Consider the following 20585-nt stretch of genomic DNA (forward strand, 5'->3'; position numbering starts at 1 on the left):
ATAATAAGAAGAAAAGCCAGTGAAAGCTTGGCAAAATAACATGTTGCCATAACATGAGAAAATAGACTAAGCCATAAACTCAGTTATGGCTCTTTCATTTATTGGTTTTTAAATAGGTCTTCTAAAGCAATTTTTAATTCAATATATTCAAACTGAAAACCCGCCTCTTCTAAGCGTTTAGGGATTGCTTGTTGGCCACCTAGAACGAGTGCAGCAGCTTCACCGAGAATGGCTTTAATCGCGAATGCGGGAGTGCGGACAAAAGCAGGACGATTAATGACCTCACCTAAGATTGCCGCAAATTGGTCATTGTGCACAGGGTAGGGGGCGGTCATATTAAATGGTCCTGATAATGTTCTATTATCAAGTAAGAAACAGATAGCGTTTACCATATCATTGATATGAATCCATGGCATAAATTGTTTACCATGGCCAATTGGCCCGCCAGCACCCATCTTGAATATAGGAAGCACTTTCGCAAGCGCGCCACCTTTTAGTGAAAGGACAATGCCGGTACGCAGCAGGCAAACACGGGTGGAATCCGATTGTGCATTTTGTGCCAGTGCTTCCCAATGCTGACATAAATAATGAGTAAACTCATCATGTGGTTGCTCTGATTCATCGACAACGACTTGGCCTTGGTCGCCATAATAACCAACAGCGGATCCCGATAAAAAAGTATGGGGGGGGGTATCGCTTGCAGCGATTAATTCTGTTAAACGCTGTGTGATTTTCCATCGGCTATCGCATAATAGCTTTTTCTGTTCCTCACTCCAGCGTTTTTCCGCAATAGGTTCCCCTGCTAAGTTAATAACAGCATCGAATTCATTCAGATTCGTTTTATCTTGCAATGAAGTCCAACACTCGACAGCCTTGCAAAAATGGCTATAGACTTTTTGCGGAGAACGACTTAATACAGTCACCTCGTCTGAACGCGCGACAAGTCGTTGAACCAAAGGGGTACCTATCAGTCCTGTACCACCAGTAATCAGTATCCGCATAATCGCCTCCTGTGAAAAGTTGGATGAGTTAAATAAGGCTCATTTGAGCTAACTATAGCAGCAACTCAGCGATTTTGCTGAGACTGTGTTTTATTTTCTTAAAATAGGTGGTTGTATAGAGAAATAACCGACGATTAAAACCGCCAAGTTGTGATTGTCATACTCAAATTTGCTTGCTATGGCTTGCAAGCTGATCGCGAAAAGAATACCTTGTAACAGGCTGTTCGCTTGACCGATTTCAGCAATAATTCTATGGCATAAAAACTGTGTTAACAGATTGATAAAAAGGTTTTAAGGATGGATGAACAAACCGAGGTGGTTGAGTGGGTTGATATTGTTGATGAAAACAATGAAGTGATCGCCCAAGCTACACGTAGGCAGATGCGAGCAGAAAACTTGCGTCACCGTGCTACTTATATTGTTGTCCACGATGGAATGGGCAGAATTTTGGTACAACGACGTACCAGTATAAAAGATTTCTATCCAGACTATTTAGATGCCACTGCCGGTGGTGTTGTCACTCAAGGTGAAAATATTCTTGATTCTGCTAAACGTGAAGCGGAAGAAGAACTCGGGATTGCAGGTGTTCCTTTTGCTGAGCATGGCTTATTTTATTATGAAGGGGAAAACTGCCGTATATGGGGTGGTTTATTTAGCTGTGTTAGCCATGGGCCATTTGCACTGCAAGAGTCGGAAGTGGCAGAAGTCAGTTGGTTAACACCTGATGAAATTAGTGCTCGTTGCGATGAATTTACGCCTGACTCGTTAAAAGCGTTGTCATTATGGCTAACACGTAATAATGAGTTTGATAAAGCTATTTCATGTTCTGATCAGTCATAGTGACATATAGACTAAATGGAAAGGATAACCTTTTAATCCTTTCCTTGGCTCGCCTTCATACTATTCCGCTTTATAGGTTTACTTATACTATATTATAATAATTAGTTATAACTAATAAGGGTTTTAATTGCTATATTTATGCACCCGCAGGGTTGTACCTTCCCGCAGATAAATTCTTGGTACTCATCTTGAGACATCACCCGAGAGAATAAATAATGACATTTCATAAAGATGTATCTTCTTTAAAACAACAACACCTAGAGAATGTAACGAATAATGCCCGCAAAATTATGGAACGAGAGGGGATTGAAGCGCTCGTTGCGACAGTAAGCGATAACTTTTATCACCTAACAGGTTTTGCAAGCTTCTTTATGTATACCTTTAGGCAGACGGGGTCCGCTATCGCCGTTATTTTTCGCGACCCATCGATTAAATCGCTTGTGATCATGAATGAGTTTGAAGCGGCTAATTTACAGCTGGAAATGCCAAATGCACAAATGCATACATTTCCAATATGGGTCGATGTCGATGACCCCTATAATCCCGACAATGGAAAAGTCATTAAACAAAGACCAATAAACAGCCCAATCGAAACTATCTTCACTCTTTTGAAAGATGCATTAGCGGAAGCGGGTGTTTATGGAAAACCTGTAGCGATTGAACTAAACCAAATTACTCACATGGGTAAAGTATGGTTGGATAAAGTGATCCCAGGGTTAAATCTAGTCGATTCAGCTCCACTATTTAATGAATTACGCGTGATTAAGAGCGAATGGGAAATCTCACATTTAAGAAAAAGTGCACAGATTACAGAAGCAGGCATTCAAGCTGCTAGTGAGCTTATTAAAGTGGGGTGTACCTCAGCGGAATTAACGGCCGCTTTTAAAGCCAAAGTGATGGAATTTCCAGAAACTAATTATAGTCGATTTAATTTAATTTCTGTCGGCAGTGATTTCTCTCCTAAGATGTTGCCTGAAAATATACCCGCTAAAGAGGGTGACTTAATTAAGTTTGATTGTGGCGTCGATGTTGCGGGCTATGGTGCGGATATCGCTAGAACATTCGTGGTTGGTCAAGCCAATGAGAAGGTTCAAGAAATTTATCAAACCATACATAAAGGCCATGAGTACATGCTAAGTCGCGTTGCACCGGGTGTCCGGCTTAGTGATGTCTTTAATGAAACGATGGCTCTCATTCGTTGCTCTGGATTGCCACACTATAATCGTGGTCATTTGGGGCACGGTGATGGGGTGTTTGTTGGTTTAGAGGAAGCTCCCTTTGTGAGCGCAGCAACGACGGATGTATTCCAAAGTGGAATGGTGATGAGCCTTGAAACGCCATACTACGGAATAGGTATTGGCGGCATTATGATTGAAGATATGCTACTGATTACCGATGATGGTGTTGAAATGTTTAGCCATTTATCTCGTGATTTAATTTCGCGCGGCTAATCAATAAGGAATCTATTCATGAAATGGTATCACTTTTTGGTTATTTTCCCATTATTAGCGCTGACCGTTGGTATTTATTATGCCAATCGGGTTGAGCCTTTTGTGATGGGACTGCCTTTTTTAATGTTTTGGATAGTCATTTGGGTGGTTATTAGCGCATTAATTATGTTGCTAATTAATGTGTTGGATGCAAAAGACACTAAGGAAAAACAATGAGCTCAGCATTAATTGTTATTACGCTGTTTTTCCTATTGAGTATTTATTTGGCCTTAAGGGCGAAAAAAGGCAAGACTATGGATCACGAGGGGTGGTCTGTAGGTGGGCGTAGTTATGGCGCTTTATTAGTCTTTTTACTCAGCGCTGGAGAGATTTACACCACTTTCACCTTTTTAGGTGGGAGTGGTTGGGCATACGGTAAAGGACCTGCAATATTATATACCTTAGCTGTGAATGCGTTTATGGGAATATTTTTATATTGGGTTCACCCGCGTGTATGGCGTTTTGCGAAACAAAATGATGTTCGAACTATCTCTGATTTCTTTGGGGCTAAATATCAGAGCCAAGGCCTAGCATTATTGATTAGCTTAATTTCCATTGCCGCAATGGTTCCTCTTTTTGTATTACAGCTTAAAGGGCTTGGCATTATTGTTTCTCAAGCCTCTTATGGCGCAATTCCGGCAGATATGGCGATTTGGATTGGGATCATCGCAGTGACATTATTTGTGATGATATCGGGAATTCATGGTTCAGCATGGACATCAGCCTTAAAAGATTTGATGATTTTAATTGTTGTACTATTTATTGGTATTTATATCCCATTGCATTACTACGGTAGCTTTGGTGATATGTTTCGTGCAATTGATACAGCAAGCCCCGGTTTTCTGACTTTCTCAGATGAAGGCCTCAATATCCCGTGGTATATTTCAACGATCTTCTTATCTGTGGTGGCTTATTTTTGTTGGCCGCACTATATGGCCGCTGTATTTACCGCTAAAGATGAAAAATCATTAAAACGTAATAGTATTTTAATTCCGGCATACAGTCTGATCATGCTATTCGCTTTTTTTGTCGGTTATGCAGCGATATTACAAATACCGCACCTTGATGGTTCAATGGTTGATTTGTCTTTATTCGAGATCTCTAAATCGACATTCTCACCTATTATTGTTGGCTTTATTGGGGCAGCAGGTATGTTAACTGCCTTAGTGCCAGGTTCAATGTTATTGTTGACGACATCAAATATGTTAGCAGGTGTTGTACAAAAAGCATTGAATGTGAGTGAAGAAAAACGTCAATCAGGTATTTATGCACGGTTTATGGTACCGTTGGTTGCATTAGTTAGCTTGTATTTTATTTTCCACAGTAATGACACCTTAGTGGCTATCATGCTGTTAGGGGTTAATATAGTTGCGCAATTCTTCCCTGCATTATTGATGAGCTTTAGGAAAAATAACCCAATGACGGCGGTAGGCGCTATTGCGGGAATCATCGCGGGTGTTATTTTCCTTGCAGTAACCTATATTGAGCATATTTCATTATCACAACTGTTTCCTTGGTTAGGGAAAGGGTTTGAATTTATGAATATCGGTATTGCTGCCTTTATATTGAACATTATTGTTGCCACTATTGTATCGTTAGCCGTGGGTAAAAAACACAAAGCCGCTTAAAGGTTAGAATCGATAGAGCAAACATGTTTGCTCTATCGCTAATGTTATATTCTCAAACGTATTGGAAACGGTTTTTTATTTAAATCGCGATGACAAGGTTACGCTTAGCACTCACTGGTTAAGCTGTTTCTTATTTTTTTACATAGCGTTCTTCACGGGGCATTTGCCATTAATTGGCTATCAAGCTTTTTTCTACTCTAGGCGCTTGAATATCATCGAATGTTTTATCTGCCACTAATGAGCTGGATAAACTGACAGCATTCTCCCCATCTAATGTCATAAATGAATAAGATTTATTATGAAAAAACTTATCTAAAAACTTAAAAAAGTGCTGTTTATTCGTGGTTTTGAAGAGACCTTCATTAGGTTCAAAAAATTCAAAGAGGGGATTGCCATTGTTGTATTTAACGACTATTCCCATAGAGTGAGTATTACTACTCATATTTCCAATAATATTTTTTTTATTTTCCAGGCAGTGGTCAATGTGTTTTTTTAAACTTTTTGAGGTGAACTTTATATTATCATCAATAAGTTCAATTGAATCGTAATTTATGCTATTAAGGTTTTCAGCTTGCATGAATCTATTTTTTGTAAGGTCTAGGTAATAATTCTTTATTAAAGAAAAAAACATAAAAAACAAACCGGTATCTATCTCATTTCTCTCATTGAAACAAAAGTCTTGGACATTCTTAACTAACTGATAATATTTATTATTATCTACTTTATCATCAGTAGGGTTAAGAGTATCTTGATAAAGTTTATTAGTGAACTCATATAGTTCAAAATATGCCTCTGCTTCATCTTCCTTAACTGACGATATATTGATCTTAAATAATCTATTGATGTACTCATGAACACTCTCATGTGAGTGTTTTCTTGACCTGTTGAATTCAGAGATAATATTATTGATAAAATAAGCTATTTGGTAGTGCTTCTGAATATTGTAAGCTTTATTGAAATTTTGGTTTAATACCGCTTTGCTATGTTTTTTTAACGATTTGTAATAGGACGGCCTTAAGTAATTAAGTGGGTTTTTCTGCGTGATATTTTTATAGGCTTTATAGGTTTCTGTGATGTACGTTTCTTCTTGTCCTGCATGAGCATAATATAAAAATGCATTCGTTAATCCGTAACATATGCCTTTTTTGAAGCTATTCACGTTATTAACTCCCACTATTTTTCTAGTGAAAATATTTTTATGCGTATCTTTGTAATAATCGATAATATTAGCTTGATCAAATTTTATTGGGTATGCGGTAGCACCTAACATATCAATCTCCATGTTATTAATGTCTTAAGTGCCTTTATTATTGTTATTTATAGTAATTAGTCTTGCAATTTTCAGCAGTTATAAGAAGGGCGCTTAAACAGAATGCAGATTTTGGCCAATAAAAAAGTCAGCCAATGTTATTTGGCTGACTTGCGTATTAAAATAAAAAGACTATTTGATATTAAGCGTTTTCATTTTGTACGGCTTGGATAGCAGTCAGTGCAACGGTATAAACAATATCATCCACCAGCGCACCGCGAGACAGATCGTTAACTGGTTTACGCATACCTTGCAGCATTGGACCAATAGAAACAAGGTCAGCTGAACGCTGAACAGCTTTATAGGTGGTATTACCGGTGTTCAGATCTGGGAAGATGAACACCGTTGCTTTACCTGCAACAGGCGAATTTGGTGCTTTTGATTTAGCCACATCAGCCATTACAGCGGCGTCATATTGTAATGGACCGTCGATCATTAAATCAGGACGTTTTTCTTGTGCTAAACGTGTTGCTTCACGCACTTTCTCAACATCACTACCCGCACCTGAATTACCGGTTGAGTAAGAGATCATCGCAACGCGTGGTTCGATACCAAATGCTTTGGCTGAATCCGCTGACTGGATAGCAATCTCAGACAGCTGTTCTGCGGTTGGGTCTGGGTTAATCGCACAGTCACCATAAACAAAAACTTGCTCAGGTAACAGCATAAAGAATACCGATGAGACTAATGAGCTACCAGGTGCTGTTTTGATCAGCTGTAGCGGTGGACGGATAGTATTCGCTGTGGTGTGGACTGCTCCAGAAACAAGGCCATCAACTTCGCCTTTTTCTAGCATCAGTGTGCCCAATACAACGTTATCTTCGAGTTGCTCACGAGCAACAACTTCAGTCATCCCTTTGTTCTTACGTAGTTCAACCAAACGAGCAACGTAATTTTCACGAACTTTAACAGGATCAACAATCTCAATACCTGTACCTAATTCAATACCTTGAGCAGCCGCTACACGGCGAATATCTTCTGGGTTACCTAGCAGAACACAAGTTGCGATACCGCGTTCAGCGCAGATAGAAGCCGCTTTAACAGTACGTGGTTCATCACCTTCAGGTAGAACGATACGTTTACCTGCTTTACGTGCAAGCTCAGTTAATTGATAGCGGAATGCAGGCGGAGACAGGCGGTTAGGGCGCTCAGAATCAGCGACCAGAGACTCAATCCATTCGCTGCTAATGTGGCGAGCGACGTAGTTTTGAATTTTTTCGATACGCTCATGGTCATCGGCAGGGACTTCTAAGCTGAAGCTTTGTAGGTTCAGTGACGTCTGCCAAGTGTTGCTTTTGACCATGAATACCGGTAAGCCAGTTTCAAATGCTTGCTCACAAAGTTGACGAATAGGTTCGTCGATTTGATAACCACCAGTTAATAGGATCGCACCAATTTCTACGCCATTCATCGCAGCCAAAGACGCTGATACGAGAACATCTGGGCGATCTGCTGAGGTAACGAGCAGTGAGCCTGGGCGGAAATGCTCAAGCATATGAGGAATACTACGGGCACAGAAAGTGACTGATTTTACTCGACGAGTTGTAATCTCACCTTCGTTAACAACTTCAGCATTCAAATGTTTTGCCATATCGATGGCACGAGTCGCAATCAGGTCAAAGTTCCAAGGAATAGAAGCCAAAACCGGTAGGGTTAAGCACTCTAAATCTTTAGGCGTGATATTCGCGACAGTTGCTTTCGTTGAATCATCAAAGATTTCAGAAAGGTCAGGGCGAGTACGGCCTTGTTCATCGACAGGGGCATTCACTTTATTGACAATCACACCAATAATGTTTTTATTGCGTTGACCACCAAATTCGTTACGTACTAACTCAAGACGCTCTTTCATCTGAGTAATATTGCTATTACCTGGCGCTGTGACAAATACAATTTCAGCTCCCAGTGTTTTCGCAATTTCATAGTTTAGTGATTGTGCAAAAGAGTGTTTGCGGGTCGGCACTAAACCTTCAATTAAGACCACTTCAGCATTTTTAGTTTGCTCATGATAACGCGCAACAATCTCTTCCATCAGAATGTCTTTTTTTGAAGAGGTCAATAATGACTCAACATATTCCATTTTTAATGGTTCGACGATGGTAGTAAGACTGGAATGAGAGCGTAAAACTTCAGTGGTTTGATCTTTGTTACCAGAAATGCGTGGCTGAGCGATAGGTTTAAACACGCTCAACTGGACACCTTTTTGTTCCATTGAACGAACGACACCTAAGCTGACGCTAGTCAAACCAACGCTAGTGCCGGTAGGAATTAACATAATTGTACGAGACACGGGAACCTCTTTATCGGTTACTCTAATAAACAACAGTATTATAAAGTAGTACCGCCAGCGGGTTAGGCTGGCGGTATGGGATCTTAAGCTGTTAAACGAGCAGAATCTTGGGCAATTACGAGCTCTTCGTTGGTTGGAATAACCAGAGCTGGTCGGCTGTTATCAGTGGTGATTAAGCCTTCTTTACCGAAGCGTGCTGCTAAGTTACGTTCATGATCATACTCGAATCCAAGTAGCGCTAATTTTTTCAGTGTTAATTCACGTACTTGTGCTGAGTTTTCACCGATGCCACCAGTAAAGATAATTGCATCAAGGCGACCTTCCATCAGTGCGCTATAAGCACCGACATATTTCGCTAGGCGGTGACAGAAAACATCCATTGCACGTTTTGCGTCTGCTTTAGTTTCGTAGTTATCTTCAACATAACGGCAATCGCTGGTGACCCCCGTTAAGCCCAAAAGGCCAGACTCTTTAGTCAGCATTTTGTTAATTTGATCGACACTCATGCCTAATGAGTCATGCAGATGGAAAATGATAGCAGGATCGATATCACCGCTACGCGTTCCCATAACTAAGCCTTCTAATGGTGTTAGCCCCATAGAAGTATCTACACATTGACCATTAACAATCGCAGTGACTGAACCGCCATTACCTAAATGGCAAGTGATAACGTTAAGTTCTTCAACAGGTTTGTTGAGTTTTTTAGCCGCTTCACGTGACACATAGTAGTGACTCGTGCCGTGAGCGCCATAACGACGGATGCTATGCTCTTCATATAATTCATATGGCAGTGCATAGAGGTAAGCTTCTTCAGGCATTGTTTGGTGGAACGCCGTATCGAAAACCGCGACGTTTTTATTCACTAATTCAGGGAATGCCTTTTTCGCTTCCTCGATACCAATCAAGTGAGCTGGGTTATGCAAAGGTGCAAATGGAATGGCTGCTTTAATACCTTCAACAACTTCATCAGTAATTAACACAGAAGAAGTGAATTTTTCGCCGCCGTGAACAATACGATGGCCAATAGATGAAATTTGAGCAGACAATTCAGGTTTTGCTGCAAGAATCGTGTTAACAATGAAATTTAGCGCTTCACTGTGTGCAGCACCTGCACCTAATTCCGCTTCATGCTTAGCGCCATCCATTTTCCATTTAATACGGGCTTCCGGCAAATTAAAGCACTCAGCTAATCCAGATAAATATTCATCGCCATTAGTTGGATCGATGATGGCGAATTTCAGTGAGGAGCTACCGCAGTTTAGAACCAGTACCAGCTTACTTGACATGGAAATACCTATCGTTAATTGTTGTTGTGAAGCCTTTAATTAGCAGACTGCATAAAAAGACTTTGTAAAAAATTATGAGCAGCTAGTAGAGCCTAGCGCATTTAACACCTGATATTTCATGATTGATATCATGATAATGATGAATACATAAAGATATCGATGTCTAATTAAGGGGTTAAAAGGCGATGTTGTTATGGTGCTAAGTTTTCTTGAGTTAACTTAACGCCAGGTGTTGAAATAATACGCAAAAACCCCAATCTATATCAAAGCTGTCGATGAATAAAAGCCAAATATTAGCTACAAAAATTCTCCAGCAATGCTAAACGCGGCAATTCTACTAAAAATATTTTATATTTTGTACGTTTTTTTTAGAAATAACCGCTTTGATTGATTAAAATCATAAGCATCGTGAAAAATACGCATTTTATGCAAATTTACCTATCAATCAGAATAGCTGATTTCGCCGAAAATGGTCATGTTTATGCTTAAATAATTCAAAATTATCTCTTAGTGTGTATACATAGGCATTATTGATAAAATAGCGTAAGGTAGGTAACAAGACTTGTTATTTCGTGATATAGATTTGTTAGTTGCAGGAAGGTCATTATGAGTACATTGCAAAACTCACCGCCAGGTTTTTTTAAACGCTTTAGGTTGGGGAACCTGTACCTAAAAACATTTCCTATGGAGAAAAAATTATCTCCCGTTTTTCCTGAGCTGCGTATGATCAAAGCGACACGTTTTGGCATCCGCTTTATGCCGCCAATTGCGATATTTACCTTAACTTGGCAAATAGCCTTAGGGGGGGAACTCGGGCCAGCAGTGGCGACAGCCTTATTTGCTTGTAGTTTACCTATGCAAGGATTGTGGTGGTTAGGTAAGAGAGCATCAACGCCGCTTCCTGCCAGTTTATTGAATTGGTTTCATGAAATTCGTGAGAAATTTACTCAAGCAGGTATCGCAATAGCCCCTATCGAACAGCAGCCTGATTACTTGGCGTTAGCGCAATTATTAAAGCGAGCATTTAAGCAATTAGACAAGTCATTCATGGATGACGTTTAAGTGAAAAGCTCGATTTAACAACAAGTAATGAAAAAAGGTTGTCTAGATCAATAAAAGTGATGTTTTCACTGTCCATCATGAATATTGAATGCGAAGATAAGTTAAACATTTTCCGAGGAGAATCATGATGGAAATGACCAATGCACAACGCTTAATTCTATCCAATCAATATAAAATGATGACTATGCTTGATCCTGAAAACGCGGATCGTTATCGCCGTTTACAAACGATTATTGAGCGTGGCTTTGGCTTACAAATGCGTGAGCTTGATAGAGACTTTGGTGAGTTAAGTGAAAGTACTTGCCGCACGGTAATTGATATTATGGAGATGTATCACGCATTGCAGGTGTCATATGGTAATATGAGCGACGCTCAAGGCGTTGACCCTCGTCGTGTACAATTCTTAGGCTTTGATGCTGCGACAGAAGCGCGTTATTTGAGTTATGTTCGTTTTATGGTGAACACTGAAGGTCGTTACACGCATTTCGATAGTGGAACTCATGGTTTCAACTCGCAAACGCCTATGTGGGATAAATATGTGCGAATGTTGGGAATCTGGCGTGCATGTCCTCGTCAATACCACTTATCGGCAGTCGAAATTAGTCAAATTATCAATGCATAATGTGTTGTTTAAGGGGTAAAAGTGGAGTTAAAAGCAAAAGGTTTTTTATTTGATCTCGATGGTACCTTAGTCGATTCATTAGCCGTTGTAGAGCGTTGCTGGTGTTTATTTGGTGAAGAGATAGGCGTAAGTCGTGATGAAATTATTCATTTTATCCATGGAAAGCCTGCTTTAACGAGTTTACGACACTTTATGCCTGAAGCCAGCGAAGATGAAATTAAAGCGCGTTTTCGCTGGTTAGAAGAGATGGAAGCCTCGGATACTGAAGGTGTTATAGCCCTATCTGGTGCTGTGGCATTACTTCAGCGATTAGATGAGTTAGCGGTACCTTGGGCCATTGTGACATCGGGAACCGTACCGATTGCCCATGGTCGTCAACAGGCCGCAGGATTACCAGAACCTAAACACTGGGTTACGTTTGAAAAAGTGTCTAAAGGTAAACCAGACCCTGAACCTTTTTTATTAGGGGCGAAAGCCTTAAATTTAGATCCAAAAGACTGTATTGCGTTTGAAGATGCTCAAGCTGGGATTTATTCAGCTCTTGATGCCGGTTGTCAAGTGGTGGCGGTCCATGCACCAGAGAGTATGCCAAGAAGAGAACAAATTCATGCGATAATCAGTTCATTAACGCAAGTTTCGGTAACTCACTCAGACAAAAATGGTGTTTTTACACTATTAGTGTCAAAAAATGTTTAACAGCGAATTAATCAAGGAATTTCCCCGTAAAACATGATTAACTAAGGAAAATGACTAACACTATTTTTTTCGTCAAAAGGGGATATTTTGAACGGAGAATTGTTGTGGGTGTTAACCCTCCTGTTGATCGCAATTGTACTGTTCACCACAAACAAAATTCGGATGGATGTGGTGGCATTACTCGTTATAGTGGCCTTTGTTCTAAGTGATACTTTAACTTTAGAGCAAGCGACCGCGGGTTTTGCGGACCCTAACGTATTATTGATAGCGGCTTTATTTGTTATTGGTGATGGTTTAGTACGAACCGGTATCGCCTATCAAATGGGGGATTGGCTAGTACGAGTGGCTGGTAGCAGCGAAAGCAAGATGTTAGTTTTTTTAATGATCACCGTTGCTGGGCTTGGTGCCTTTATGAGCTCTACTGGTGTCGTCGCTATCTTTATTCCTGTCGTGCTGAGTGTTGCAGCACGAATGAAAATTTCTCCAAGTCGATTAATGATGCCTTTAGGCTTTGCCGGCCTGATCAGCGGTATGATGACGTTGGTCGCAACACCACCGAATATGGTGGTTAACAGTGAGTTGGTCAGAGAAGGTATCAAAGGCTTTCAATTCTTTTCAATTACACCGATTGGTTTGGTGATTTTACTGGCCGGTATCGCGTATATGTGGGTTGCGCGCCGTTGGTTAGGTAGCAGTGAACCAGACAAACTTCCTGAGCGTTACCAACGTAGTTTCCGTGATTTGATTCGTGACTATAAATTAACGGGTAGGGCGCGTCGTCTGGCTATTCGTAAAGGTTCCCCCTTGATCGGACATTCTCTCGATGAACTACATTTGCGTTCTCGCTATGAAGCTAACGTCGTTGGGATTGAGCGTTGGCGTAAATTCCGCCGTGTTATGGTGAGTGCAACTGGTGGCACAGAACTTAGAGAGCAAGATGTATTGCTGGTGGACATTTCTGTGAGTGACGATGAACTACGTCAATTTTGTTTTGAGCAGAAATTAGAACCAATGATATTACGTGGTGATTACTTTTCAGATCAGTCCCGTGATGTTGGCATGGCTGAAGTTTCTATGAACCCTGACTCTGAATTATTGGGTAAAAGCTTACGCGATATTAAGTTTCGTACTCGCTATGGCCTCAATGTGGTGGGGATTCGTCGTGATGGTAAAGCGATGGATGGTAAGCTCGTTGATGAACCTTTACGCCTTGGTGATATCTTATTAGTCATTGGGGATTGGAAATTAATTCGTATTTTATCAACCAAACCTCGTAATTTTATTGTATTGAATCTGGCCGCAGAGGTTGAAGCCGTCGCTCCTGCTTCGTCACAAGCACCGCATGCTTTATTTTGTTTGGCCTTAATGGTTGCCATGATGGTCACTAATGAAATTCCCAACTTTATTGCCGCATTAATTGCTTGTTTATTGATGGGAAAATTTCGTTGTATCGATATGGAAAGTGCTTATAAATCGATTCACTGGCCAAGTATCATACTGATTGTCGGGATGATGCCATTTGCGCTAGCATTACAAAAAACTGGAGGGATCGCCTTAGCAGTAGATGCATTGATGGAAATAGCCGGTAATTTGGGACCACATGTGATGTTACTGTGTTTATTTATACTTTGTGCCTCTATAGGTTTGTTTATTTCAAATACCGCGACCGCTGTTTTAATGGCGCCTATCGCTATCGCGGCAGCTCGTCAAATGGAAGTCTCTCCTTTACCCTTTGCTATGATTGTCGGTATTGCGGCTTCTGCTGCATTTATGACGCCTGTTTCCTCACCAGTCAACACATTAGTACTTGGCCCAGGAGGCTATAAATTCGGCGATTTCGTTAAAATAGGTGTTCCTTTCACGATAGTGGTAATGATAATCAGTGTATTGATTGTACCTATTCTTTTTCCTTTCTAATAATAATGAAGCCCTCTTAACGAGGGCTGCTAGTTTCTTATATTAATGAAAAAACTTAATGTTTAACACCTTAAAGATTTTCTCATCACCGGAGAAGGCGATATTCTCTATTGAAAATAAATAGCGATTCTACGGAGGGGAGAATGAGAAATAGCGCACATAGACGAAATACCTATTATGGGGAAGCGGATTTTGAAAATTTTTGGGGAGAGGAATTAAGTGAAGTAGTCATACGGCATCATGTAGAAAGCCATGCTATTTATAATAATAGCCGACTATTAACTGAGAAGGTTTATCATGATATACCCGATAAAACAATATTAAAGAATGTGTTTTATTTTTTATATGAAATAGGAATAGATAATTCTTATGATTATTGGTATGTCAAAATTAAGACTAAAAGTGGCAAAGTATATAAAACAAAAACTAATTTCTATTGTTCTATTAGAGAAAGTGACCATGGAAAAGTGATATTGGGCGTTAACGGTGAGTCGAGAAGACTGTATTTAGATTTTCCGAGTTCATCGAATTGTTCAACGGCCTTAAATGAAGCGGATTAAACAAACAAAACTGGAATGGTAAGACGCATTCCAGCTTAGAAAGTTAATGACTAATTTCATCCAGTGAAAGTTTGAATCCCGGAACAAAAATGTCGATGAAATAATCCATTTCAGGGCTTTTTCTTTGCGCAAGAATTTTTTCAAGACGCTTTTTGGCTAATTTAAATTCACTATTTCCAGCGGATAATTCTTCTAGACATTTCAAGTAAGCACAGAGTGAGTCTGCTTGTTTTACTATACTATGTTCTTCATTTGATTGTAATTCTTCGATAAGCAGCGGTTTAAAATCTTCCTGTAATTCTTCAGGTAACATATCTAATAGCTTTTGCTGAGCAAATTGCTCGATTTTTTTATATTCATGGGCAATTTGTGAATTGTGATATTTAATCGGCGTTGGGAGATCGCCCGTAATCACTTCACTTGCGTCATGATACATGGCTAACAAGGCGATGCGCTCAGCATTGACATGACCACCAAACTTACGGTTTTTGATGATGGCCAGTGCGTGAGCGACCATCGCTACCTGTAAACTGTGCTCTGAGACGTTTTCAGTGCGTACGTTACGCATGAGTGGCCAACGATGGATGAGTTTCATTCGTGCAAGGTGGGCAAAGAAGTAGCTCATATAACCTCATTAAACAGGTAAAAAGGGAATTATAATATAGTTTATTTAAAATAGATATTGGTTTATTAAAGCTTAATAAGATGAAAATCAAATCTAATTAATAATTAAAATGCTTTACGAATATCATCATTCATTTATTTTATTATTGTTTAAACGTGACACTGTTTAATCTCACGGAGTCAATTCATTGTTGTTAAATTAATGGAGGTAAATGATGGGGGTTGAATTAGGCTGGAATTTGGGGTTTATCACATTTGAAAATTTTTGGCATGAAAAATTAAAATATGTGAGATTATATCACACGACGGATAATGGTAAGCCAACAGATATGACACTGTATCATGTTGAACATGGGAGTATTATCAAAAAAGCAGGTTCATTTGAATATGATGGTCAGCTAAATTATTGGCGATTAGAAATTATTACAGAGAGAGGAGAGAAGTTTATAACAAAAAATAACTTCTATTGTACGATAACAGAAGAAGATGATCCGGAAGTTATTATCGGTATTAATGGTGATGCAAGAACAATGTATGTTGCATTTTCTCACTCTAGTGGATGTAAAACTAAATTATTAAAAGTTTAATGATGTTAATTTAAATTGTTATAAAAATAAATCAATGGTGTGATACCAATCTAAAAAAGATAGCGAATGTTGGGTTCATAATAAATTAAAAACATCATTTATAGAGCTTCTATTATGGATGCTCTTTAATTGCCTGTATATTTGTTTTTAATTATTGTTTGATCTGCGGTGATAAAAATCTATAATCAGCATAAACATTCTTAATAAATAATAGTAGGGGACATCATGAAATACTTTCCAATTATATTATTGCTGTTTTTCTTAGCTGCTGTTTATTTTATTTCCATTATCTAACGATTAGTCATCAACAATCAATTTATGTGTATTGTCTTTTAAAGAATACCAATGAGAAAGATAGTACAATCATGATGAGATGATTTTAGATTGTTACTCAACATTATTTGATGAGACGGGGCTCTTATTTGCTTTGATAGTGAGTGAGAGCTTGTTATTTATTATCCACTATTGCATTTGCTTATCGTGCTATTTGCCATAAAAATGGCAACTCCCTCACAAGAGGAAGTTGCACAGTCACTGTCCATTACTGACGATAATTCTCGATAAAACGGCCAAATTTATTAATCGCCATTTCAAGATCATCTGCATAAGGTAAGGTGACGATCCTAAAGTGGTCTGGCTCAGGCCAATTAAATGCCGTTCCTTGTACCAAAAGAACTTTTTCTTGTAGTAACAGATCAAGGATCATTTTTTGGTCATCATGGATATTAAAGCGTTTAATATCAATTTTAGGGAACATATAAAGTGCCCCCTGTGGTTTGACACAAGAGACCCCAGGTATCTGATTAATTAGCTGCCATGCGCGCTCTCTTTGCTCATATAGACGACCACCAGGTTGAATAAATTCACTAATACTCTGATAGCCTCCCAAAGCGGTTTGAATAGCATGCTGCATTGGAACGTTAGCGCACAAACGCATAGATGCTAACATTTCAAGTCCTTCGATATAGCTTTTAGCTTGTTGTTTTGGTCCGTTTAAGACCATCCAGCCTTGTCGGAAACCGGCTACACGATAGGTTTTTGATAAACCGTTAAAAGTGACAGTAAGTAAATCTGGAGCTAATGCGGCAATAGAGTGATGAACGGCATTATCGTAAAGAATTTTGTCGTAAATTTCATCGGCGAAAATAATAAGGTTGTTCTGGCGAGCAATCTCAACAATTTCCAGTAGAAGCTCTTTGCTGTAGACCGCGCCTGTCGGGTTATTTGGGTTGATAATCACGATACCCCGAGTACGAGGGCTGATTTTTTTACGAATATCGTCAATATCAGGCATCCACCCTTGTTGCTCATCACACATGTAATGTACGGCATTACCGCCAGACAGGGAAACCGCAGCTGTCCAAAGAGGGTAATCAGGTGCTGGAACCAGCATTTCATCGCCATTATTGAGTAACGCTTGCATTGCTTGCACGATTAATTCAGAAACACCGTTACCGATATAGACATCTTCAACAGTCATTTCACGAATATCGCGTGCTTGATAATGCTGAACAATCGCTTTACGCGCAGAATATAATCCTTTTGAATCACAATAACCCTGTGAGCTAGGGAGATTACGTAGCACATCTACCAAAATTTCATCAGGGGCTTCAAAACCAAATGGTGCCGGATTACCAATATTAAGCTTGAGAACTTTATTACCTTCTTCTTCTAAACGTTTTGCTTCTTTTAATACAGGCCCGCGTATGTCGTAGCAGACATTATCAAGCTTATTGGATTTCTTTACATTATTCATTCTTTCTCTCATTACCCTATTTGGGAAGACATAAGTAGGGGGAACTCCGGCTTAGCATCTACTCTACTCCTACCTCGGAAGCTTTTGAAGATAGTAGATAATTTTTGGTGTAAAAGGTTGGTTTATGTTGTAATCCAATTGTTGATATCTAAAGATATAACTTAGTTTGGGTTTTACATTCAATTGTATCGGTTAATTTGGAATTTAATATTAACAATTGGGGCTGTTTTGGAGGAAAAAATATCAATAATGTACAGATAAAGGCAAATCATAAAAACATTGTATCAAATTGTAAGATTGATGACGAAATTGGATGTATAGAAATAAAAATTCATAGATTTCCGCGGTTTTTTAACGAAAATAAGCTCTTTTTGTTAGCAATATTGATTATTCTAGTGAGAGAATAATGAATAAAAATGAAAGAATTTATCTTAATGCATTGAAATAAGGATATTTTTATCAAGTTGGGTGTATGTGTATAAAGGCGTTTACATTAAAATAATTGCAATTACATTAAATATGTTACTATTTAGAGGATGGCAAAAAAAGAAGGTTGTATTTGTGATTTCAATTAAATCGACTGTTTAAAAAGCTTTTTTTGTCATTTGGTGGTGCTTTCGTTTTTGGAGGTGCCTATTAAGATAAAGTGCAATAAATGCGAGTCTAAGGATTGATAAGCATTAAACAAGTTATTTAAGTTATTAAATAATCTGATCTCAGGGAGGAGAGCAGGAACACCAGGTATCATAAAATTATATAAGAGAATTCATGATGATAAATTCCAATCGTCCAATAATGAACCTTGATCTGGATTTACTGAGGACATTTGTCGCAGTTGCCGATCTGAATACATTCGCCGCGGCAGCCGCTGCGGTATGTCGAACTCAGTCTGCTGTTAGTCAGCAAATGCAACGTTTAGAACAATTAGTTGGCCGTGAATTATTTGCTCGTCACGGTAGGAATAAGTTATTAACGGCTCATGGTTTACAATTGCTAGGTTACGCAAGACAGATCTTACGAGCTAATGATGATGCAACAGCATCATTGACTTATAACGATGCAGAAGGTGAGCTGAGAATCGGTGCATCCGATGACACTGTTGATATCTTACTTCCATTCTTACTTAACCGTATCGCATCTATTTTCCCTCGCCTTGCGGTAGAAGTCCGAATCAAGCGTGCACACTTTATTGAGTCCATGCTAGATAGCCATGAAATCGATTTGGCGTTGACAACGGCACGTATTAGTCACCATCCGAAAACAGCGCTCAGAACAGTTCCTGTGTTATGGCACAGTGCACCTGATTTCCAATTAAGAACAAATGAACCTATTCCCCTGGTGGTGATGGATGAGACGAATCCATTCCGCAAATTGAGCACCGATGCTTTGGATGATGCGGGTCTTGCATGGCATGTCGCTTATGAAGCCGCATCGCTGCCAGCCGTGAGAGCAGCAGTCAATGCGGAAGTAGGGGTCACAGCACGTCCGATGGAAATGCAAAATGCGGATTTGCGTATTCTTGGTGAAGCTGACGGTTTACCTCGCTTACCCGACATTCAGTATTGGTTATACAAAAATGCGGATGAGCAAAAGGATTTTGTCCTCACGGTGTTTAGTGCAATTGAGAACAAGAAAATTCCTTATGCTGTTGCACCCATGAATGATGAAGCCGTTGTAAATGAAAATGAAGGGGCATTTTAAGCATTAATCATTATTGATGATTATTAAATGATTAATATGTACTCAAGAGAAAAGCCGCGAAAAATTCGCGGTTTTTTTTAGGCCCAAAAAGCCAAAAAAGAATAAAAAAAGAACGTATTAACCACTTAATAAGTATGGTTAAAAAGCATGTAACGTGAAATAATTGTGATGTAGATGGCAGAACATGAATTTCGTTTTTTAGTTACGAAATTGTTATGTTGTTAACAATCATATTTTGCTGAATTGATAAAATAGCGCTGCTGGGTCAGGCAGTTACTTGATTTAGTGAATAAAAAATCGTTAATATGACTTAGCCTAAATTTGAATATTCTGTAAACAGTATGCGCATATTTTCAATAAAAATGTGCGCTAGATCAAAAAAAAAGAGCAAGTTTTCATCTAGTAAGACAGGTTTTTCCTGAGATAATAGTGTAGTAAAAGCGAATAATCAGTTAGACTAGTCATTGTGTTTACTAGGTGTATTATCACACTGACACGTTTTAGCTGCTTTTGAGTACTTTTTGTTGCAATCTTGTTTTTTACTGGTTGGTGGATTGTAACAATTACGGGTTATTTTGCTTAATTTAAGCAAAGTAAATAGTCAGAGAGAGGACAAACCAAACGCAGTCTTCAGGCTGATTTTTATGTTTGGTGATGATTTTTGGTCTTTCTTCTCGGTTAACTGGGCAATTATGGTGCAATACTGCCGTGATGTTGATAAGAGCAGATTACGCACCATGTGTAATGAGTAAGCAACGAGTATGTCTGAATCTATCCTAGCGTTAGCCCACAACTGGGCCTTTGCGATATTCTTTGTCGGCGCCATCGCCCTTTGTTCGTTTATGTTGGTTGCTGGTCATTTTCTCGGCAGCCGTGCCAAAGCCAGAACAAAACATGTACCTTATGAATCAGGTATCGATTCAGTAGGTAGTGCCCGTCTTCGTATGTCAGCCAAATTCTATCTGGTTGCCATGTTCTTCGTTGTTTTCGATGTTGAAGCTATGTTCCTCTTTGCTTGGGCTGTCGCAGTCCGTGAAGTAGGTTGGTTGGGCTTTATCGAGGCAGCAATCTTCATTCTGGTATTGTTGGCGGGACTGTTTTACTTGATTCGCGTCGGTGCATTGGATTGGACTCCTGTCCGTTCACGTCGCGCAGTAAAAGGTCCTAGTGAAGTTATTAAAATCAGCAATCGTCATCCGCAGTAAAAAGCGAGGCATTA

Annotated in this window: 18 protein-coding genes; 12 read left to right on the forward strand and 6 right to left on the reverse strand. The window is 39.3% G+C overall.

The features are described 5' to 3' along the window. Positions 1 to 98: 98 nt before the first annotated feature. Entirely contained in the window at positions 99 to 1001 is a 903-nt protein-coding gene (locus tag ACWPW6_RS07700; RefSeq protein WP_154621982.1) for a TIGR01777 family oxidoreductase, read from the reverse strand. 297 nt (positions 1002 to 1298) lie between these two features. On the opposite strand from ACWPW6_RS07700, the gene yfcD reads away from it, so the two are divergent. The 4 genes from yfcD (at position 1299) to ACWPW6_RS07720 (ending at position 4959) form a co-directional block, all read left to right on the forward strand. Continuing rightward, complete coding sequence (yfcD, locus tag ACWPW6_RS07705) at positions 1299 to 1841, forward strand: NUDIX hydrolase YfcD (protein ID WP_163861122.1); 543 nt, start codon at positions 1299 to 1301, stop codon at positions 1839 to 1841. Positions 1842 to 2056: 215 nt separating this feature from the next. Further along, positions 2057 to 3292: a M24 family metallopeptidase gene (locus ACWPW6_RS07710; RefSeq protein ID WP_154622644.1), complete on the forward strand. Its 1236-nt coding sequence runs from the start codon at positions 2057 to 2059 to the stop codon at positions 3290 to 3292. An 18-nt stretch (positions 3293 to 3310) separates the two neighbouring features. Further along, positions 3311 to 3508 (forward strand): DUF3311 domain-containing protein, encoded by a 198-nt coding sequence (locus ACWPW6_RS07715; RefSeq protein ID WP_154622643.1) that lies wholly within the window; start codon positions 3311 to 3313, stop codon positions 3506 to 3508. Then, positions 3505 to 4959: a sodium:solute symporter family protein gene (locus ACWPW6_RS07720; protein ID WP_154622642.1), complete on the forward strand. Its 1455-nt coding sequence runs from the start codon at positions 3505 to 3507 to the stop codon at positions 4957 to 4959. Before ACWPW6_RS07715 ends, ACWPW6_RS07720 begins: the two co-directional genes overlap by 4 nt. A 169-nt stretch (positions 4960 to 5128) precedes the next feature. Here ACWPW6_RS07720 and ACWPW6_RS07725 read toward each other — a convergent pair whose 3' ends face one another. From ACWPW6_RS07725 to ackA, 3 genes are all read right to left on the reverse strand, one after another. Then, complete coding sequence (locus ACWPW6_RS07725) at positions 5129 to 6229, reverse strand: hypothetical protein (protein WP_163861124.1); 1101 nt, start codon at positions 6227 to 6229, stop codon at positions 5129 to 5131. 181 nt (positions 6230 to 6410) lie between these two features. After that, positions 6411 to 8555, reverse strand: a complete 2145-nt coding sequence (pta, locus tag ACWPW6_RS07730; protein ID WP_163861126.1) for a phosphate acetyltransferase — start codon at positions 8553 to 8555, stop codon at positions 6411 to 6413. An 83-nt stretch (positions 8556 to 8638) separates the two neighbouring features. Continuing rightward, complete coding sequence (gene ackA, locus ACWPW6_RS07735) at positions 8639 to 9841, reverse strand: acetate kinase (protein WP_163861128.1); 1203 nt, start codon at positions 9839 to 9841, stop codon at positions 8639 to 8641. 606 nt (positions 9842 to 10447) lie between these two features. Here ackA and yfbV point away from each other — a divergent pair. The 5 genes from yfbV (at position 10448) to ACWPW6_RS07760 (ending at position 14698) form a co-directional block, all read left to right on the forward strand. Next, a complete protein-coding gene (yfbV, locus tag ACWPW6_RS07740; protein WP_154622732.1) occupies positions 10448 to 10903 on the forward strand; it encodes a terminus macrodomain insulation protein YfbV in 456 nt (151 codons plus the stop codon). 127 nt (positions 10904 to 11030) lie between these two features. Next, entirely contained in the window at positions 11031 to 11525 is a 495-nt protein-coding gene (locus tag ACWPW6_RS07745) for a YfbU family protein (RefSeq protein WP_154622734.1), read from the forward strand. A gap of 21 nt (positions 11526 to 11546) precedes the next feature. Next, complete coding sequence (locus tag ACWPW6_RS07750) at positions 11547 to 12221, forward strand: sugar phosphatase (protein WP_163861130.1); 675 nt, start codon at positions 11547 to 11549, stop codon at positions 12219 to 12221. A gap of 87 nt (positions 12222 to 12308) precedes the next feature. Then, positions 12309 to 14138 carry an SLC13 family permease gene (locus tag ACWPW6_RS07755; protein ID WP_154622731.1) on the forward strand — a complete coding sequence of 610 codons (1830 nt, stop codon included), beginning with the start codon at positions 12309 to 12311 and terminating at the stop codon, positions 14136 to 14138. 143 nt (positions 14139 to 14281) lie between these two features. Further along, complete coding sequence (locus tag ACWPW6_RS07760) at positions 14282 to 14698, forward strand: hypothetical protein (protein WP_195848629.1); 417 nt, start codon at positions 14282 to 14284, stop codon at positions 14696 to 14698. A gap of 43 nt (positions 14699 to 14741) precedes the next feature. Here the strand turns inward: ACWPW6_RS07760 and yfbR are convergent, their stop codons facing one another. Beyond that, positions 14742 to 15323 carry a 5'-deoxynucleotidase gene (gene yfbR / locus ACWPW6_RS07765; RefSeq protein ID WP_154623041.1) on the reverse strand — a complete coding sequence of 194 codons (582 nt, stop codon included), beginning with the start codon at positions 15321 to 15323 and terminating at the stop codon, positions 14742 to 14744. 211 nt (positions 15324 to 15534) lie between these two features. On the opposite strand from yfbR, the gene ACWPW6_RS07770 reads away from it, so the two are divergent. Then, positions 15535 to 15909: a hypothetical protein gene (locus ACWPW6_RS07770; RefSeq protein WP_244316494.1), complete on the forward strand. Its 375-nt coding sequence runs from the start codon at positions 15535 to 15537 to the stop codon at positions 15907 to 15909. 541 nt (positions 15910 to 16450) lie between these two features. Here ACWPW6_RS07770 and ACWPW6_RS07775 read toward each other — a convergent pair. Continuing rightward, on the reverse strand, positions 16451 to 17665 hold the full coding sequence (locus ACWPW6_RS07775; RefSeq protein WP_154622103.1) for a pyridoxal phosphate-dependent aminotransferase: 1215 nt from the start codon (positions 17663 to 17665) through the stop codon (positions 16451 to 16453). A gap of 771 nt (positions 17666 to 18436) precedes the next feature. On the opposite strand from ACWPW6_RS07775, the gene ACWPW6_RS07780 reads away from it, so the two are divergent. Continuing rightward, complete coding sequence (locus ACWPW6_RS07780) at positions 18437 to 19366, forward strand: LysR family transcriptional regulator (protein WP_154622114.1); 930 nt, start codon at positions 18437 to 18439, stop codon at positions 19364 to 19366. A gap of 761 nt (positions 19367 to 20127) precedes the next feature. Beyond that, positions 20128 to 20571 (forward strand): NADH-quinone oxidoreductase subunit A, encoded by a 444-nt coding sequence (locus ACWPW6_RS07785; RefSeq protein WP_070929231.1) that lies wholly within the window; start codon positions 20128 to 20130, stop codon positions 20569 to 20571. The last annotated feature ends 14 nt before the right edge of the window (positions 20572 to 20585 follow it).

It is taken from the genome of Providencia sp. Marseille-Q8014 (genome assembly GCF_965112055.1).

What these genes read in the sequence shown, in the direction of transcription:
- ACWPW6_RS07700 (WP_154621982.1), bottom strand. Translation starts at nt 1,001, where the DNA reads ATGCGGATACTGATTACTGGTGGTACAGGACTGATAGGTACCCCTTTG.
- yfcD (WP_163861122.1), top strand. Translation starts at nt 1,299, where the DNA reads ATGGATGAACAAACCGAGGTGGTTGAGTGGGTTGATATTGTTGATGAA.
- ACWPW6_RS07710 (WP_154622644.1), top strand. Translation starts at nt 2,057, where the DNA reads ATGACATTTCATAAAGATGTATCTTCTTTAAAACAACAACACCTAGAG.
- ACWPW6_RS07715 (WP_154622643.1), top strand. Translation starts at nt 3,311, where the DNA reads ATGAAATGGTATCACTTTTTGGTTATTTTCCCATTATTAGCGCTGACC.
- ACWPW6_RS07720 (WP_154622642.1), top strand. Translation starts at nt 3,505, where the DNA reads ATGAGCTCAGCATTAATTGTTATTACGCTGTTTTTCCTATTGAGTATT.
- ACWPW6_RS07725 (WP_163861124.1), bottom strand. Translation starts at nt 6,229, where the DNA reads ATGTTAGGTGCTACCGCATACCCAATAAAATTTGATCAAGCTAATATT.
- ackA (WP_163861128.1), bottom strand. Translation starts at nt 9,841, where the DNA reads ATGTCAAGTAAGCTGGTACTGGTTCTAAACTGCGGTAGCTCCTCACTG.
- yfbV (WP_154622732.1), top strand. Translation starts at nt 10,448, where the DNA reads ATGAGTACATTGCAAAACTCACCGCCAGGTTTTTTTAAACGCTTTAGG.
- ACWPW6_RS07745 (WP_154622734.1), top strand. Translation starts at nt 11,031, where the DNA reads ATGGAAATGACCAATGCACAACGCTTAATTCTATCCAATCAATATAAA.
- ACWPW6_RS07760 (WP_195848629.1), top strand. Translation starts at nt 14,282, where the DNA reads ATGAGAAATAGCGCACATAGACGAAATACCTATTATGGGGAAGCGGAT.
- yfbR (WP_154623041.1), bottom strand. Translation starts at nt 15,323, where the DNA reads ATGAGCTACTTCTTTGCCCACCTTGCACGAATGAAACTCATCCATCGT.
- ACWPW6_RS07770 (WP_244316494.1), top strand. Translation starts at nt 15,535, where the DNA reads ATGATGGGGGTTGAATTAGGCTGGAATTTGGGGTTTATCACATTTGAA.
- ACWPW6_RS07775 (WP_154622103.1), bottom strand. Translation starts at nt 17,665, where the DNA reads ATGAATAATGTAAAGAAATCCAATAAGCTTGATAATGTCTGCTACGAC.
- ACWPW6_RS07780 (WP_154622114.1), top strand. Translation starts at nt 18,437, where the DNA reads ATGATAAATTCCAATCGTCCAATAATGAACCTTGATCTGGATTTACTG.
- ACWPW6_RS07785 (WP_070929231.1), top strand. Translation starts at nt 20,128, where the DNA reads ATGTCTGAATCTATCCTAGCGTTAGCCCACAACTGGGCCTTTGCGATA.